The sequence below is a fragment of the Arthrobacter sp. Z1-15 genome (genome assembly GCF_054792395.1).
In genome coordinates this window covers 76,660-92,800 of record NZ_CP096454.1, presented here as the reverse complement: position 1 = coordinate 92,800, position 16,141 = coordinate 76,660, and the positions used below count along the sequence as shown (strand labels likewise).

The 16,141-nt window shown below is 66.6% G+C and carries 16 protein-coding genes; all 16 read right to left on the bottom strand.

The window, feature by feature from the left end; translation table 11 throughout:
• Positions 1–121: 121 nt before the first annotated feature.
• The 16 genes from M1D40_RS00450 to tilS all read right to left on the bottom strand — a co-directional run bounded on the left by M1D40_RS00450 (position 122) and on the right by tilS (position 16,131).
• Entirely contained in the window at positions 122–2,629 is a 2,508-nt protein-coding gene (locus M1D40_RS00450; RefSeq protein WP_341394636.1) for an ATP-dependent Clp protease ATP-binding subunit, read from the bottom strand.
• Between the two features lie 119 nt (positions 2,630–2,748).
• Positions 2,749–3,078, bottom strand: a complete 330-nt coding sequence (locus M1D40_RS00445; protein WP_341394635.1) for a histone-like nucleoid-structuring protein Lsr2 — start codon at positions 3,076–3,078, stop codon at positions 2,749–2,751.
• A gap of 96 nt (positions 3,079–3,174) precedes the next feature.
• Positions 3,175–3,357, bottom strand: a complete 183-nt coding sequence (locus M1D40_RS00440) for a hypothetical protein (protein WP_461169811.1) — start codon at positions 3,355–3,357, stop codon at positions 3,175–3,177.
• Positions 3,358–3,360: 3 nt separating this feature from the next.
• The gene (gene lysS, locus M1D40_RS00435; RefSeq protein ID WP_461171089.1) at positions 3,361–4,815 is read right to left on the bottom strand and encodes a lysine--tRNA ligase; all 1,455 of its coding nucleotides are present in this window, start codon (positions 4,813–4,815) and stop codon (positions 3,361–3,363) included.
• Between the two features lie 130 nt (positions 4,816–4,945).
• Positions 4,946–5,866, bottom strand: a complete 921-nt coding sequence (gene panC / locus M1D40_RS00430) for a pantoate--beta-alanine ligase (RefSeq protein ID WP_461169810.1) — start codon at positions 5,864–5,866, stop codon at positions 4,946–4,948.
• A complete protein-coding gene (locus M1D40_RS00425) occupies positions 5,863–6,786 on the bottom strand; it encodes a Rossmann-like and DUF2520 domain-containing protein (protein WP_461169809.1) in 924 nt (307 codons plus the stop codon). The genes panC and M1D40_RS00425 overlap by 4 nt, the downstream gene beginning before the upstream one ends.
• The gene (locus M1D40_RS00420) at positions 6,773–8,485 is read right to left on the bottom strand and encodes a PH domain-containing protein (RefSeq protein ID WP_461169808.1); all 1,713 of its coding nucleotides are present in this window, start codon (positions 8,483–8,485) and stop codon (positions 6,773–6,775) included. The genes M1D40_RS00425 and M1D40_RS00420 overlap by 14 nt, the downstream gene beginning before the upstream one ends.
• Positions 8,482–8,994 carry a PH domain-containing protein gene (locus M1D40_RS00415; protein WP_341394631.1) on the bottom strand — a complete coding sequence of 171 codons (513 nt, stop codon included), beginning with the start codon at positions 8,992–8,994 and terminating at the stop codon, positions 8,482–8,484. The genes M1D40_RS00420 and M1D40_RS00415 overlap by 4 nt, the downstream gene beginning before the upstream one ends.
• The gene (locus M1D40_RS00410; protein WP_461169807.1) at positions 8,987–9,499 is read right to left on the bottom strand and encodes a DUF3180 domain-containing protein; all 513 of its coding nucleotides are present in this window, start codon (positions 9,497–9,499) and stop codon (positions 8,987–8,989) included. The genes M1D40_RS00415 and M1D40_RS00410 overlap by 8 nt, the downstream gene beginning before the upstream one ends.
• A gap of 8 nt (positions 9,500–9,507) precedes the next feature.
• Entirely contained in the window at positions 9,508–10,008 is a 501-nt protein-coding gene (folK, locus tag M1D40_RS00405; RefSeq protein ID WP_341394629.1) for a 2-amino-4-hydroxy-6-hydroxymethyldihydropteridine diphosphokinase, read from the bottom strand.
• Complete coding sequence (gene folB / locus M1D40_RS00400) at positions 10,005–10,391, bottom strand: dihydroneopterin aldolase (protein WP_461169806.1); 387 nt, start codon at positions 10,389–10,391, stop codon at positions 10,005–10,007. Before folB ends, folK begins: the two co-directional genes overlap by 4 nt.
• A 3-nt stretch (positions 10,392–10,394) precedes the next feature.
• A complete protein-coding gene (folP, locus tag M1D40_RS00395; RefSeq protein ID WP_341394627.1) occupies positions 10,395–11,300 on the bottom strand; it encodes a dihydropteroate synthase in 906 nt (301 codons plus the stop codon).
• A gap of 14 nt (positions 11,301–11,314) precedes the next feature.
• A complete protein-coding gene (gene folE, locus M1D40_RS00390; protein WP_341394626.1) occupies positions 11,315–11,932 on the bottom strand; it encodes a GTP cyclohydrolase I FolE in 618 nt (205 codons plus the stop codon).
• A gap of 124 nt (positions 11,933–12,056) precedes the next feature.
• Positions 12,057–14,174: an ATP-dependent zinc metalloprotease FtsH gene (gene ftsH, locus M1D40_RS00385; protein ID WP_461169805.1), complete on the bottom strand. Its 2,118-nt coding sequence runs from the start codon at positions 14,172–14,174 to the stop codon at positions 12,057–12,059.
• Between the two features lie 220 nt (positions 14,175–14,394).
• Positions 14,395–14,946, bottom strand: a complete 552-nt coding sequence (gene hpt, locus M1D40_RS00380; RefSeq protein WP_341394624.1) for a hypoxanthine phosphoribosyltransferase — start codon at positions 14,944–14,946, stop codon at positions 14,395–14,397.
• A gap of 36 nt (positions 14,947–14,982) precedes the next feature.
• Entirely contained in the window at positions 14,983–16,131 is a 1,149-nt protein-coding gene (tilS, locus tag M1D40_RS00375) for a tRNA lysidine(34) synthetase TilS (RefSeq protein WP_461171088.1), read from the bottom strand.
• Positions 16,132–16,141 lie beyond the last annotated feature (10 nt).

Here is a 16,141-nt window from a genome sequence, read left to right as displayed (position 1 = left end):
ACCTCCGCCGCACGTCACGGCGTAATACGGCGTCGCGTTGCTGGCGCTGTCCCCCAAGCAAAAAGAACCCGGAGGGCGGCTGCCCTCCGGGTTCTTTTCGTGCCGCAGTGCGGCGGTTTGGCTAGTCGCCCACGCCGGCTTCAATTGCCGACGGTGCTTCCTCGATTGCCTTCGGCGCGCCGTGTCCAACAAACGTGAACTTGGCGTCGTCGCCTTCGCCCTCCACGTCAACGGAGACCAGTTCGCCCGGCTTCAGATCCCCGAAGAGGATCTTCTCGGACAGCTGGTCCTCGATTTCGCGCTGGATGGTCCGGCGCAGCGGCCGGGCGCCCATGGCGGGATCGTAGCCCCGGGTGGCGAGGAGAACCTTCGCCGCGGGGGTCAGCTCGATAGTCATGCCCTTGTCCGCCAGGCGCTTGCCCAGGCGTTCCAGGAACAGGTCCACGATCTGGACGATCTCGTCCTGCGTGAGCTGCGGGAAGACCACGGTGTCATCGACACGGTTGAGGAACTCGGGGCGGAAGTGCTGGCGCAGCTCCTCCGTGACCCGGGCCCGCATCCGGTCGTAGCCGGTCTTTGTGTCGGTGCCGGACTGGAAACCGGTGGAGACGCTCTTGGAGATGTCCCGGGTTCCCAGGTTGGTGGTCATGATGATGATGGTGTTCTTGAAGTCCACCACCCGGCCCTGGCTGTCAGTCAGGCGGCCGTCTTCGAGGATCTGCAGCAGCGAGTTGAACAGGTCGGCGTGCGCCTTTTCCACCTCGTCGAACAGCACCACGGAGAACGGACGGCGGCGGACCTTTTCGGTCAGCTGCCCGCCTTCTTCGTAGCCCACGTATCCCGGAGGGGCACCGAAGAGCCGGGAAACCGTGTGCTTCTCGGAGTATTCGGACATGTCCAGGGTGATCAGTGCCTCTTCGTCGCCGAAGAGGAACTCCGCGAGGGCCTTGGCCAGCTCAGTCTTACCGACACCGGTGGGACCGGCGAAGATAAAGGAGCCGCCCGGACGCTTCGGGTCCTTCAGCCCGGCCCGCGTACGGCGCATGGCCTGCGAGATGGACTTGATGGCCTGGTCCTGACCGATGACGCGCTTGTGCAGCTCGTCTTCCATCTTGAGCAGGCGCGTGGACTCTTCCTCGTTGAGCTTGACCACGGGAATGCCGGTGGAGTTGGCAAGCACCTCGGCGATGAGTTCCTCATCCACCTCGGCGATGTCATCCAGTCCGCCGGACTTCCACTGGCGCTCCTTTTCGGCCCGCTGGTCGTGGAGCTTCTGCTCCTTGTCCCGCAGGTTGGCGGCACCTTCGAAGTCCTGGGAATCAATGGCTGATTCCTTTTCCAGCTTCAGCGCGGAGATCCGCTCGTCGATTTCCTTGAGCTCGGGCGGAGCCGTCATCCGGCGGATCCGCAGCCGGGCGCCGGCTTCGTCGATCAGGTCAATGGCCTTGTCCGGAAGGAACCGGTCGCTGATGTAGCGCTCGGCCAGGGTGGCTGCCGAAGCCAGGGCCGCATCCGTGATGGAGACGCGGTGGTGGGCTTCGTAGCGGTCCCGCAGGCCCTTCAGGATTTCAATGGAGTGCGCAACGGAAGGTTCCTTGACCTGGATCGGCTGGAAACGACGCTCGAGGGCGGCGTCCTTCTCGATGTGCTTGCGGTACTCATCGAGCGTGGTGGCGCCGATGGTCTGCAGCTCGCCGCGGGCCAGCATCGGCTTCAGGATGGAGGCTGCGTCAATGGCGCCTTCGGCGGCACCGGCGCCCACAAGGGTGTGGATCTCATCGATGAAGAGGATGATGTCGCCGCGGGTGCGGATTTCCTTGAGGACCTTCTTCAGGCGTTCCTCGAAATCACCGCGGTACCGGGAACCGGCAACGAGGGAACCAAGGTCAAGGGTGTACAGCTGCTTGTCACGGATGGTCTCCGGAACATCGCCGCGGACAATGGCCTGGGCCAGTCCCTCAACGACGGCGGTCTTGCCGACACCGGGCTCGCCGATAAGAACAGGGTTGTTCTTGGTTCGGCGGGACAGGACCTGCATGACCCGTTCCATTTCGTGTTCACGCCCAATGACGGGGTCCAGCTTGGACTCCCGTGCAGCCTGGGTCAGGTTGCGGCCGAACTGGTCCAGGACGACCGAACCCGCGGGCTGGCCTTCCTGCTGCTGGCCGCCCGAGCTGACGGGCTCTTTGCCCTGGTAGCCGGACAGCAGCTGGATGACCTGCTGGCGCACCCGGTTCAGGTCGGCGCCGAGCTTGACCAGGACCTGGGCGGCTACGCCCTCACCTTCACGGATCAGGCCAAGCAGAATGTGCTCGGTCCCGATGTAGTTGTGGCCAAGCTGCAGAGCCTCCCGGAGGGAGAGTTCCAGGACCTTCTTGGCGCGGGGGGTGAAGGGGATGTGGCCGGAGGGGGCTTGCTGGCCCTGGCCAATAATCTCCTGCACCTGCTCGCGCACGGCACCGAGCGAGATACTCAGGGATTCCAGGGCCTTAGCTGCTACGCCTTCACCCTCATGAATGAGCCCGAGCAGGATGTGCTCGGTGCCGATGTAGTTGTGGTTGAGCATGCGAGCCTCTTCTTGGGCAAGCACGACAACGCGACGGGCACGGTCGGTAAATCTTTCAAACATGAGGCACACTCCTAGCTAACGCGTAATTCGATGCTACGTGTCCTGTGCCTGCTTAAGGAGCGTGTTCGCCGTAGGCGTGACCAGCGGCCCCGGAATCACTCCCGGGGCCATGCACGGCTCTAGCTCTGGGCGGCCCGGTAGGCTTCGATGATTTCGCTGTTCACGCGGCCGCGCTCCGAGACGGTGTACCCGTTGTTCCGGGCCCACTCGCGGATCTGCGCTGCTTCGTTGTTCCGTGCGGATCCGGCGCTGCGGGGACGGCCCGCGCGGCCGCCGCCTACCTTGCGGCCTGCATCCAGGTACGGCTTCAGGGCAGCACGGAGGTTCTTCGCGTTGTCGGTTGACAGGTCAATCTCGTACTGTGCCCCGTCCAGGCCGAACCGCACGGTCTCATCCGCACTTCCGGCATCGAGGTCATCGACCAGAATAATTTTTACCTTTTGCGCCACGACAGGCTCCTAAGCAGTTAAACCGGGAAAAATGATAATGAGACCACTTAGAGTATGGCGCAATTATGAATCCCCCGTCAAAGCGTAGTCGGGGATTTAATTACTTTCTTTTTCAGATCGCGGACTACTTGTATCGGGATCAGCGGCAAGGTCGGCTTCCCGTTCCGCTTCAGCCAGAGCTTTTCGTTCCGAACGGTCCACATTCAGCAGGGCCTTCATGGCGAAATAAAAGAGAGCTCCAACACATATCGAGGGCAGTAGGACTTCAACGTATTCCATGGTCTATCCCATTTCCGGCTTTAGCAGGGGGAACAAAATTGTTTCCCGGATACCCGTGTTCGTGAAAAGCATCACGAGACGGTCAATTCCAAGACCGATGCCGCCCATGGGCGGTGCACCGTATTCCAGAGCGCGCAGGAAGTCCTCGTCGAGCGCCATGGCCTCGTCGTCGCCGTCGGCCGCCCGGCGGGACTGCTCCGTCAGCCGCTCGCGCTGGATGACCGGATCGATCAGCTCCGAGAACGCCGTACCGCGTTCCATGCCGCCGATGATGAGGTCCCAGGCCTCGATCAGCCGCGGATCGTTGCGGTTCTGGCGGGCCAGGGGCTGGGCGGACGGAGGGTAGTCATAAACAAATGTCGGCTGAATCAGGGTCGGTTCGACAATTTCGCCGAACAGTTCTACAACCAGCTTTTCGGCGTCCCATTTCGGGTCGACCTTCACGCCGTGCTTTTCCGCAATCCCGAGCAGCGTTGCAGCATCCGTGTCGGGGGTGATTTCCATGCCCACGGCTTCGGACAGGCCCGGATACACGGACAGCCACTTCCATTCCCCGTCCAGATTGATGGTTCCGGCGTCGGTCTCGATCTGCCGGCTGCCCACCAAATCGGCGCAGTGGAGGATGATTTCCTTCATCCGGTCCGCCATGACGAACTGGTCGGCATATGCCTCGTAGCATTCCAGGGTCGTGAATTCGGGGCTGTGCGTGGAATCGACGCCCTCGTTGCGGAAAATCCGGCCCAGCTCGAAGACCCGCTCGATGCCGCCCACCACTGCACGCTTCAGGTACAGCTCGGTGGCGATCCGCAGGGTCATCTTCTGGTCGAACGCGTTCAGGTGCGTCTCGAAGGGCCGGGCCGCCGCTCCGCCGTGGACCAGCTGCAGCATGGGTGTTTCCACTTCCACGTAGCCGTGGCCGTGCAGGGTGTCGCGGACGCCGCGGATGATGGCGGCACGCTTGTAGACCATGTCCCGGGCTTCCTCGCGGACCATCAGGTCCACGTAGCGCTGCCGGACCCGGGTTTCTTCATTGAGTCCGGCGTGCAGCACGGGCAGCGGCCGCAGCGCCTTCGAGGCCATGGACCAGGACTCAGCCATGACGGAGAGCTCGCCCCGGCGGGAGGAGATCACTTCGCCGCGGATGAAGACGTGGTCTCCGAGGTCCACCAGGGCCTTCCAGTCGGCCAGCGACTCTTCCCCGACGACGGCCAGGCTGAGCATGGCCTGCACCCGGGTGCCGTTGCCTTCCTGGAGGGTGGCGAAGCAGAGCTTGCCGGTGTTCCGGATAAACACCACGCGGCCGGTGACGCCTACCGTTTCACCGCTGGTTTCATCGGCCTGCAGGTGGCCGAACTTTTCCCGGACCTCTTTGATGGAGTGCGTGCGCTCCACTCCCACCGGGTAGGCTTCCTCGCCCCGGGCGATGAGGCGCGCCCGCTTCTCGGCGCGGATGCGCATCTGCTCGGAGGTGTCGGCTGCTTCGGGAACGGAGTTAGATGTGGTCACAGTCCTTAAGTTTACAGAGCCGCGCGGCGGGCCCTTACGGCCGGTTACCAGCCGCCGTGCAGCGGGCACGCAGGTTGCTGGACTACCGGGCTGCCCGGGCCGGGGGCACCAGGGGCAGGTTGTCGATCAGCCGCACCGGCCCGACGCGCGCTGCCACGAGCGCCAGGCCCGGTTTCTGAAGCGGTCCGGGGCCTGCCGGCAGCTGCTGCAGCGTATGCGGATCCACAATGTCGAAATAGTCCAGCTCCACGAGGGGTTCGGCTTCCACCAGTGCGACGGCGGCGGCCAGGTCCGGCGGATGGCCGGCGGAAACCCGGTGCGCCAGCGCAAACAGTGCCCGCGGCAGAACCGCCGCCGCCTCTCGGTGTGCGGGATCCAGGAAAACGTTGCGGCTGGACTCCGCCAGGCCGTCGGCGGCGCGGACCACCGGCACTCCCCTGATCTCCGCCGGGAAGTTCAGGTCAGCGGCCATCCGGCGGATCAGCGCCAGCTGCTGGGCATCTTTCTGGCCGAAGTATGCACGGAAGTGCGCCGGCACGGCGGGCTGGGTCCAGTGCAGCAGCTTGGCCACCACGGTCAGCACGCCGTCAAAATGTCCGGGCCGCGAGGCACCCTCGTAGCGGGCCCCCAGCTCTCCTGAACTGACCCGGACCAGGGGTGCTCCGTCCGGATAGACCTCAGCCTCCGACGGCGCGAAGACCAGATCCACCCCCGCCGCCCCGAGCAGGTCCAAATCCGCCTCGAGGGTGCGGGGATAGCGGCGCAGGTCCTCCGGGTCGTTGAACTGCAGCGGGTTGACGAACACCGAGGCGACCACGACGTCGTTCTCCGCCCGGGCGGCCTCCGCCAGGGCCCGGTGTCCCTGGTGCAGCGCACCCATGGTGGGCACCAGGCCGAGGGAGGGAACGCCGGTGCCGCCGCCGGTGGTACCGGCTGCGGCCAGGGCCCCGGCAACCGCGGACCGCAGTTCCGCTGCGGAGCGCACTACGCGCGGCGTACTCACTTCGGCCCTTCGGCATCCAGGGTCAGGGCATCAATGATGGCCTGGCCGGCAGCCTCGCCCAGCAGACCGCGGTCAACGGCGCGCCTGGCCGTGGCCAGGGACAGGGCGCGGTACGTGTCGCGGAGGTCTGCGCTGTCCTGGTCCGCCATTTCGCTCAGGTGGGCGGCCACGGTGCCGGCGTCTCCGCGCGCCACGGGGCCGGTCAGCGCGTGCTCGCCGGAGGCCAGGGCATTCTCCAGGGACGCGCGCATCAGCGGTCCGAGCAGCCGGTCCGGGCTCTCGACGCCGATGTCCGTCAGCAGCTGCATTGACTGGGCTGTGATGGTGACCAGATGGTTGGAGGCGTGGGCCAGCGCCAGGTGGTAGTTCACCCGGTCGGCTTCGTCGATGACCACCGGCTCGGCCCCCATTTCCACCACCAGGGCCTGCGCGATCGGCAGCACGGCGGTGGGAGCGGTGACACCGAAGGAGCAGTCGGCGAGCCGGGTGAGGTCAAGGCTCATCCCGGTGAACGTCATGGCCGGATGCAGGGCCAGCGGAATGGCACCGGCCCGGCGGGCGGGTTCAAGGATGTCCGTGCCGAACCTGCCCGAGGTGTGCGCCACCAGCTGCCCGGGCTGCCACGCGTTGGTGGCGGCCAGCCCGGAAACCAGCGGCCCCAGGGCATCATCCGGTACGGCCAGCAGCACTAGTTCGGAACGCTCCACGATTTCCGGAATGTCCAGGATCGGGACGCCGGGCAGCAGGTTGGCGGCACGTTCGCGGCTTTCCTCGCTCACGGCTGAGACACCGACGACGGCGTGTTCGGCAGCGCGCAGGGCAGCACCAAGTACGGCGCCCACCCGGCCGGCGCCGATGACCCCGATGCCCAGCCGGCCCCGCCGTCGTTTCTCGGCGGTGCTTGCTTCAGGGCTGTTCATGGGGAAACTCCTTGGAAACCGGATCTGCGGGAACGGGCGGTGCCGGCGTTGCGGGCGCTGCGGGGGTTGCGGGGGACGCCGGCGGTGCGGGCGCTGCGGGGGACGCTGTGGAAACGGCCGGCGGGGAGGCGGCCGGCCGGTTCCAGCGGGCCGTGCGGTCCCGGCGGCGTGCCTCGCGGGCCCGGGCCGCCTGCTCCAGAAACAGCCGGCGCACTGTTGGTGCATCGATTTTCCGCACGCGCGGATGAACCGGGCCGGCGGTGGAGTGCAGGACCAGGTCGGCGGTGTCAAAGCGGCGGCGGAGCGGTCCCTGCTCCAGTGCCATCGACTGCGTGCGTTCATGCGGCACCACGGAGAGAACCCGCCACAGGGCGCCGCTGCGGATCAGCAGGGCAGTGTCGGTGAGGGTGAACCCGTTGCGCCGCCAGGCCAGGGGTGCAATCCAGCGGGCACGGCGGGGGGTCGTGGTGAAGCCGTGAGCGCCGTCCCGGCCGGTGATGCCCGCGGTGAAAACGTCCAGGGGCCGGTCGGTGCCCGGCTCCGGCAGTACCAGGGCAAGGATGGCGAAAACCTCGGGCAGCGTCCCGGCCGGAAGCAGTTTGGTCCGTGCCAGGCCCTCGGAACCCGCGCCGTCGCCGTATCCGGCCACGTTGACCGAGACCCGGTACCAGCCGGTGAGCCGCCAGAGCGGTGACTGCTGGACGGCTACGGCCTGGATCCGGCCCGGCGGAACGGTCTGGGTGCGGGTGTCCAGCAGCCCGTAGCGCACCCTGATGCCGTCCCGGGAAACGGAGGCGCGGAAGTTGAAGGAGGTGGAGAACTCTGACCAGTAGCCGCCGACGACGCCAAAGAGGAGGGGAACCATGACGGCCAGGGTGACCGGCTCGCCGGTGACGGCCGTGATGATGACGGCGCAGGCCAGGCCAACCAGCAGGAACAGCGTGGTGCCGGACAGCAGAGTGGCGGCGATGACCCGTCCCGGACGCAGCTCGAGGATGGGCTGCTCCGGCGCCTCGGCGGCTCCCCTACTGCGGATGCCGCCGGACGCGCCGGCAGGCGTGCCGGCGGTGTCCGGAGCGCCGCCGGGGTCCGTGCCGCCGCCGCCGCCGCCCTCGCCGTCGCTGACTCCGCCGGCCTCCGGATGCGTGGCCGGAGCACCCGATGCCCGGTCCAGGATCAGAGCCCGCAGCTGCTGGGCGTCGTCGAGCTTCAGGAAGGCCAGGCGGACCGCGGACTCACCGGCGTCCGCCACTTCGAAGCGCAGTTCCGCCAGCCCGAAGAGCCGTGCCAGCAGCGGCTGGATGATGTCGATGGCCTGGACGCGGTCCAGCCGCGCCTGTCGCTGCTGGCGGAAAACGATGCCGGAATGCACGCGCACGTGCTCGCCGGTCACCTGGTATCGGGTGAACCGCCAGGACAGGAAGAACCCCACGGCAATGATTAGCAGGATGCCGGCAAGTACGGCTATGCCGATCAGCAGGACCGTGCCCTCAGGCACCGTCCCGCCGCCGCTGCCGCCGCCGCCGCTGCCGCCGCCGTCGCCGCCGTCGCCGTCGCCGTTGCCGCCGCGCAGCCCGACGAGGTCCTCCACCACGTTCCGCCCAAAGACAAACGCAATGGCGGCAAGGGCGATCCAGCCGCGCACCAGGGGGGACACCGGGTGGACGCGGGCCCATTCTCCGTTGTGTGGAACGCTCACAGGCCGGCCAGCTGCGTTTCGCCGCGTTCGGAGAGGTGCTCGCGCAGGCGGGCGCCTTCGGCTGCCGGCAGCCCGGGCAGCACCGCGTTGGTTCCGGGGGCAGCGGTGTGCAGTTTCAGGGAGCACAGCCCAAAGGCACGCTCGAGGGGGCCGACAGTGACGTCGACGTACTGCATCCGCCCGTAGGGAACCACGAGCGTGCGCTGGTAGAAAATGCCGCTCCGGAGCAGGAAGTCCTCGTTCCGTTCGGCGTAGCAGACAGCGCGGACCTGCCGCGGCAGCAGCACCCCGCGCCAGACATACGCAGCTGCGATCAGGGCCGGAAGCCCCCAGACCAGCCAGTCCGGGGCCGAAGACCAGACCCCGGCAGCACGGAGGATCAGCGGAATGCAGGCGAGCGCCACGGTCACCACGGCTTCCACCGCCCAGCCGATGAGGCGGACGGTCAGGTACCGGGGTGAGACGTGCTCCCAGTTCAGGCCGTCCGGATCGATTGCTTCGCTAGGCATATTCTCCGTCTCCCGGTTCGCGTCTTGTATCCGGGCCGGCGGTGGTCCCGCCGTTCCCGTTCGAGTCATCCGGTGGAAGGCGGCAGAACCGCTCCACCAGCAGTCCCACGGCGATCATCAGGACTCCTCCGGCGATCATGGCCAGGGCGGCCCACGTGGCCACGTGGCCCGGCCGGAGCGACCACAGCGGAACCTGCTCCACGAAGATGCCGGCGTGCCAGCCCAACAGCAGCGAGCCGGCATAGGCGGTGGCCTGGGCCAGGACCAGGGTGCGGGCAGCGGCGATCGGGTCCAGTGTGCGGTCGCGGTTGCCCTGCTGCCAGCGCCTCACCCGCAGGCCCAGGAAAAGCGTGGCGCCGGAAATGAGCACGACGGTGAGCAGCCCGAACACGCTGAGCACGGGTGCGGGCAGGGAGTTGCGGGTGGCCCAGTTGTTCACCAGCCAGCCAATCACGCCGGACACAAGTGCGATGACGGCCAGCCAGCGGTACCGGATGTTCCCCACGTTATGGATCAGTCTCCCTCGAAGATTTCCAGCCCGGGCAGGTCCTCGGCCCGGGCGGCGAGTTCGGCCACGGGGGTTCCCGACAGCTTGGCGTCCGGGTCCATCCAGGCCCACGGCTGCAGCACAAAGGCACGGCTGCCGGCGCGCGGATGCGGGATGGTGAGGGTCTCGTCGTCGAGCACCAGGTCCCCGTAGGTGATGATGTCGACGTCGAGGGTCCGGGGACCCCACCGCACCTCGCGTTCCCGATGGTGGGCGTTTTCCACACTCTGGCAGTGCGCCAGCAGGTCGTGCGGCGGCAGATCGGTCTCCACGGAGACCACCAGGTTCAGGTAGTCGGGCTGCTCGGGGCCGCCCACCGGACGGGTCCGCACCACCGGGGACACCGCCTGGAGCCGCACGCCGGGATGGTCCGCGAGTTCGGCCACGGCCCGGGAAAGGGTGTCGCGGCTTTCGCCGAGGTTGCTGCCCAGGGCCAGGACCGCAGTCACCGCGGCGGCGCCCGTCACGGCCGGTCCCGGTGGATGGTGACCGCTACGTCGCCGAACGGAACGGTGATCGGTGCCTGCGGCTTGTGGACTGTCACGTCGACGGCTCCGATTCCGGCAAAGCTTTCCAGGACCGCCGCAGCGATGCGCTCGGCCAGTGTCTCGATCAGGTTCAGCGGCTCCCCGGAAATGATGGCAGCAACCTGCTCCGCGAGCTCGCCGTAGTGTGCGGTCTTCGTCAGGTCATCGCTGAGGCCGGCGGGCTGCAGATCGGTGTGCAGCACCACGTCCACCACAAAGGGCTGGCCGTTGCGCCGCTCGTCCTCGAAGACGCCGTGGAATCCCCGGGCGGTGATTCCCGTCAGCGTGATGGTGTCGCGGGTGGCTGTGCCGGAAACGCTCATGTCCTATCCCTTCCAGGCTGCGGCGGTTTTGACGGCATCGACGCTGAGGCCGACGTTGTGCACGCGGACGCACCAGACGTTGGAGAAGGCAGCCAGTGCGCTAACGGCCGCGGTGGCGCCGTCGCGTTCCAGCGGTGCCGCCGCCTTGCCCGAGCTGGCGAGCAGGGACCCGAGGAAACGCTTCCGGGAAGCCCCGATGAGTACCCGGTGGCCCAGCCCGTTGAGCCGGTCGATGTTCCGCAGCAGCTCCCAGTTGGAGCTGCCGTCTTTGGAGAACCCCAGTCCGGGATCGAGGATGATTTGTTCGGGCGCTGCGCCGGCTGCATAAAACAGCTCGCGGAGCTTCGTCAGTTCCGTGATCACGTCCTCGACGACGGAGTCATACTCCGCATGCGGGTCGCTGCTCCGGACCGCGCCGCGGCTGTGCATCAGCACGTACGGAACGCCGGTCCGGGCGATCAGTGCGGGCATGCCGGGATCCACGTCCAGGCCCGAGACATCGTTGATGAGGGCGGCGCCGGCTGCGATGGCCTTTTCGGCGGTGGAAGCGTTCATCGTGTCCACACTGACCAGTGCGCCGGCCTTCACCAGTGCTTCCACCACGGGAAGAATGCGCTGCTGCTCCTCCTCCGGACTGATCCGGACGGAGTCGGGGCGGGTTGATTCGCCGCCCACGTCAATGATGTCGGCGCCGTCGTAGTGCATTTTCAGCCCGGCCTGGATGGCCTGGTCAGCCTGCCCGAACTGCCCGCCGTCGCTGAAGGAATCCGGCGTGACGTTCAGGATGCCCATGACCAGGGTGCGGTCGGCCGGAAGGTCTGTGAACCGGCGGGGCGCCCGCACGGGGCGGACCAGCGGCAGGGGTGAGGTGGCTGGTCCGGTTCCGGGAGCGGCGGCGAGTGAATCCATGGGGTGGTGGCGTCCTATCGTCCGAGTATGAGGCTCATTGCTTCTGCACGTGTTGCGGTCTCCCGGAGCTGGCCGCGTACCGCCGAGGTGACGGTTTTGGCTCCGGGTTTGCGCACTCCGCGCATCGACATGCAAAGGTGTTCGCATTCAATGACAACTATGGCACCGCGGGGGTCCAGGTTGTCCATCAGCGCGTCGACGATCTGGGTTGTCAGGCGCTCCTGGACCTGAGGCCGGCGCGCGTACACGTCCACCAGCCTGGCGAGCTTGCTCAGACCGGTGACCTTGCCGTCCTTGGAGGGAATGTAGCCAATGTGGGCGGTGCCGTGGAAGGGCACCAGATGGTGTTCGCAGGTGGAGAAGAACGGGATGTCCTTCACCAGCACCATCTCCTCGTGTTCGAGGGCAAAGGTGGTTGCCAGCAGGTCCACCGGGCTCTGGTGCAGGCCGGCGAAAATTTCCGCATAGGACTTCGCAACCCGCTTGGGTGTGTCCTGCAGCCCTTCCCGGTCCGGGTCTTCTCCGATTGCGAGGAGAATTTCGCGGACCGCTTTTTCAATCCGGGGCTGGTCCACCGGGGCCGGGGAAGCGGGGATGTCCTCCGCAGTCAGTTCATCATCGAAATCCGTCACTGGTCGATCCTACCGTGGCTGCTGCCCGGGGCGGCTCCTGCGGCGCCCTCCGGCGGGGCCGCCCGAACCGACACAGCAAAGCGGCCCGGCACAAAGTGCCGGGCCGCTTGCTGACAGCCGTGTTCTAGCGGTCGTTCGGAGCGGATTCTTCCGTGCCGTCGGTCCGGCCGACGGTGCCGCCCTGTCCCGCGTGTCCGGATCCGGTGCCTTCGGGCTGGGGCAGCCCGTTGCCGGATACATCGAAGTCCTGGGGCAGGTCTGCGTCCGCAATCTGGTCCTGCGGCGAGACGGTGTCCGGATTCGGCCTGCCGTCCGCTGCGGCCTCGCGCCGTTCCTTGGCGGAGACGACCGGCGGCAGGCTGTGGACCTGGCGGGTGGGCTTGGAGAGCCAGACTTCGCGGACGTCGCGCTTGCGCACGTCGTGGAAGACCTCGGCAATTTCGGCCTGGTTCAGGGTTTCACGCTCGAGCAGTTCCAGGGCCAGCCGGTCCAGGACATCCCGGTTTTCGGTGAGGATCTGGTAGGCCTCGTCGTGGGCGTTGTCCAGCAGGCGCCGGATTTCCTCGTCCACCACGTAGGCAACCTGGTCGGAGTAATTCCGTTCCTGGCCCATGTCGCGTCCCAGGAAGGGTTCGCCTCCGCCGCTGCCGAGCTTCACGGAACCGATCCGCTCGCTCATGCCGTACTGGGTGACCATCTTCCGGGCCGTGGACGTGGCCTTTTCAATGTCGTTGGACGCACCGGTGGACGGGTCGTGGAACACGATTTCTTCGGCCACCCGGCCGCCCATGGCGTAGGCGAGCTGATCGAGAAGTTCGTTGCGCGTGACGGAGTACTTGTCGTCCTGCGGCAGCACCATCGTGTAACCCAGGGCCCGGCCACGCGGCAGGATGGTCACCTTGGTGACGGGGTCCGTGTTGCGCAGGGCCGCTGCCACCAGGGCGTGTCCGCCCTCATGGTAGGCCGTAATCTTGCGCTCCAGTTCCTTCATCACCCGGCTGCGCTTCTGCGGTCCGGCGATGACCCGGTCAATGGCTTCGTCCAGGGCGCGGTCGTCGATGAGCTGCGCGTTGGAGCGGGCAGTCAGCAGGGCCGCTTCATTCAGGACGTTGGCGAGGTCGGCACCCGTGAAGCCGGGCGTCTTGCGGGCAACGGTTTCCAGGTCGACGCCGTCGGCCATCGGCTTGCCCTTGGCGTGGACCTGCAGGATGTGCAGGCGCCCCTGCATGTCGGGAGCCTCGACGCCGATCTGGCGGTCGAAGCGGCCCGGACGCAGCAGCGCCGGGTCCAGCACGTCGGGGCGGTTGGTGGCGGCAATCAGGATGACGTTGGTGTTGCCGTCAAAGCCGTCCATCTCCACCAGCAGCTGGTTCAGGGTCTGCTCGCGTTCGTCGTTGCCGCCGCCTACGCCGGCACCGCGGTGGCGGCCGACGGCGTCGATCTCGTCAACGAAGATGATCGCGGGGGCATTGGTCTTGGCCTGCTCGAAGAGGTCGCGGACGCGGGAAGCACCCACACCGACGAACATCTCGACAAAGTCGGAACCGGAGATGGAGTAGAACGGCACGCCGGCCTCGCCGGCCACGGCACGGGCCAGCAGGGTCTTACCGGTGCCGGGAGGGCCGTAAAGCAGCACGCCCTTGGGGATCTTTGCCCCCACGGCCTGGAACTTGGCCGGGTCCTGGAGGAATTCCTTGATTTCGTGGAGCTCTTCGACGGCTTCATCCGCGCCGGCAACGTCGGCGAAGGTTACCTGCGGCATGTCCTTGTTGGTCAGCTTCGCCTTGGACTTGCCGAACTTCATGACCTGGGAGCCGCCGCCCTGCATGCGGGAGAGCAGGAACCAGAAGATGACGCCGAGAATGATGAAGGGCAGGAACAGGCCCAGGAAGCTGGTGAACCAGTTGGTCTGGACCGGCTGGTCGGTAAAGCCGTCGGCGCCGGAGTCATTCACCGCTGCGACAATGTCCTCGCCGCGGGCGGTGCCGAAGAAGAACTGGACGTTCTCGGTCTCCTTGCCGCTGCTGTCCTTATACGGCTCCCGGAGCGTCAGGTCGACGCGCTGTTCGCCGTCGTAAATCTTGGCCTGCTCCACCTCTCGGTTCTTGAGCATCTCCAGCCCCACGCTGGTGTCCACCTTTGTTGCCCCGCTCTGGGAAAGGCTGGGAAGAATGAGCACAAGAAGGGCCAATGCCAGGACTATCCAAATGCCCGGCCCCTTGAAGAAGTTCTTAGATTTCATTCGTCGTCAGGGCGTACGCCCCGTCCCTCCTGATCAACAACGCTGATATTGCGCGGAAATATGCTTCAACTAGCTATACACCGTTACCTGAAAGAACACGTCCCCAATACCCGGAAAGTTCCCTCTGGGCGTAGCACGCCGCAGTGATGTTGATCGCGGATGCAGAACCGGACGGCGGCCTGCTGGCCGCCGTCCGGTGCTGTCTGCTCCGCTGCCGGTTTTACTCGTAGACGTGCGGTGCCAGGGTTCCGATGAAATCGAGGTTGCGGTACCGCTCGGCGAAGTCCAGTCCGTAGCCCACAACAAACTCGTTCGGGATCTCGTATCCGACGTACTTGACGTCGATTTCGACCTTGGCGGCGGTGGGCTTGCGCAGCAGGGTGCAGATTTCGACGCTGGCCGGGCCGCGGGACTGCAGGTTGGTGCGCAGCCAGGAAAGGGTCAGGCCGGAGTCGATGATGTCCTCGACGATCAGCACATGCTTGCCCAGGAGGTCTGTTTCCAGGTCCTTGAGGATCCGGACCACGCCGGAGGACTGAGTGCCGGAACCGTAGGAGGATACCGCCATCCAGTCCATGGTCACGTGGCTGTGCAGGGCGCGGGAAAGGTCCGCCATGACCATCACGGCGCCCTTGAGCACACCGACGAGCAGGATGTCACGCCCGGCGTAGTCGCGGTCAATCTCTGCTGCGAGCTCACTCACCCGCGTTTCGATCTGTTCCTTGGTGTAGAGAACGTGCTTGAGGTCTGACTGGACGTCGTGTGAATCCACGAATGGCTCCCGGGTACGAGATGTTGCAGCTGGATTTTAGGTGCTGCTCTTTTTCCTAAAGACAAGATTGCCATAGCCGGAGGGGCCTTGGGGAACCGGATTTGTGCGCACCTGCCGGTAGACGCTCACTTTGCCGACGAGTTCCACGGGACCGGCGGAGCCGGTGCGGCGCAGAAGCGCCTCGACCGACCGCAGCCGTTCGTAGCTGGGCTGGGCGGCTCCGAGCTCGACGGCGGCCAGGGCCAGGACGCGCTGGCGCACGGCGGGAGCCAGCTCACGCAGCTGTGCTTCGGGCAACAGGACGGTGCCGGCAGCCTGCGTTTCCGTGTCCTCCGCACCGCCCGGCACGATGCGCAGCCTTGCATGGGTTTCGGCGCTTACGGTGTCGAGGTAGTCGGCGTCGTTGGCCAGGATACGTGAGGAACGGAACAGTGCCTCGGCGATTCCCGGGCCCAGTTTCTCTTCCAGGAACGGCAGGACCTCCGCCCGGACCCGGGACCGGGCAAAGGCCGGATCCGAGTTGGTGGGATCAAACCAGGGGTCGAGGCCTTCGCTTTCGCAGATTTCTTCGGTCTCGCTGCGGCGCAGTCCCAGCAGCGGGCGCAGGTATTTGCCCCGCACGGCACGCATGCCTGCCAGGGACCGGGTGCCGGAGCCGCGGGCGAGGCCCAGGAGCACCTGTTCAGCCTGGTCGTCCAGGGTGTGGCCGAGCAGTACGGCGTCGGCCCCGGTTTCCTCCACGGCGGCATCGAGGGCCTCGTAGCGCACGGTGCGGGCCGCGGCCTCGGGCCCCATGCCGGTTGCAGGCACCGATACTGTGCGCACCTGGACCGGGTCCAGACCCATGCCGCGAAGCTTCTGCGCGGCAGCGGCGGCTACGTCGGCGGATCCGGGCTGCAGGGCGTGGTCCACGACGACTGCACCCACCCGGTAATCACCGCGGCGGGCAAAGAAGGACGCCGCTTCGGCCAGCGCCAGGGAGTCCGGCCCGCCGCTGCACGCAACCAGCAGCAGCGGAGGCGGAGCGGAAGCAGTCCCGCGGGGCGCGAGCCCTGCGTCCTCCAGCGCCTCCCGGATCATGTTGCGGGCCTTGCCCAGGGTCGGGTTCAGGCGTTTGCGTGGACGGCCGCGGTGCGGCTGGGCCTGAGCGGGGAAATCGGGTGCGGAAAAGTCGGCTTCTTGCATGTGCACGTGC

What these genes read in the sequence shown, in the direction of transcription:
- M1D40_RS00425 (WP_461169809.1), bottom strand. Translation starts at nt 6,786, where the DNA reads ATGAACAGCCCTGAAGCAAGCACCGCCGAGAAACGACGGCGGGGCCGG.
- M1D40_RS00440 (WP_461169811.1), bottom strand. Translation starts at nt 3,357, where the DNA reads ATGGAATACGTTGAAGTCCTACTGCCCTCGATATGTGTTGGAGCTCTC.
- M1D40_RS00415 (WP_341394631.1), bottom strand. Translation starts at nt 8,994, where the DNA reads ATGCCTAGCGAAGCAATCGATCCGGACGGCCTGAACTGGGAGCACGTC.
- lysS (WP_461171089.1), bottom strand. Translation starts at nt 4,815, where the DNA reads ATGCGCATCCGCGCCGAGAAGCGGGCGCGCCTCATCGCCCGGGGCGAG.
- folP (WP_341394627.1), bottom strand. Translation starts at nt 11,300, where the DNA reads ATGGATTCACTCGCCGCCGCTCCCGGAACCGGACCAGCCACCTCACCC.
- tilS (WP_461171088.1), bottom strand. Translation starts at nt 16,131, where the DNA reads ATGCAAGAAGCCGACTTTTCCGCACCCGATTTCCCCGCTCAGGCCCAG.
- M1D40_RS00450 (WP_341394636.1), bottom strand. Translation starts at nt 2,629, where the DNA reads ATGTTTGAAAGATTTACCGACCGTGCCCGTCGCGTTGTCGTGCTTGCC.
- folB (WP_461169806.1), bottom strand. Translation starts at nt 10,391, where the DNA reads ATGAGCGTTTCCGGCACAGCCACCCGCGACACCATCACGCTGACGGGA.
- ftsH (WP_461169805.1), bottom strand. Translation starts at nt 14,174, where the DNA reads ATGAAATCTAAGAACTTCTTCAAGGGGCCGGGCATTTGGATAGTCCTG.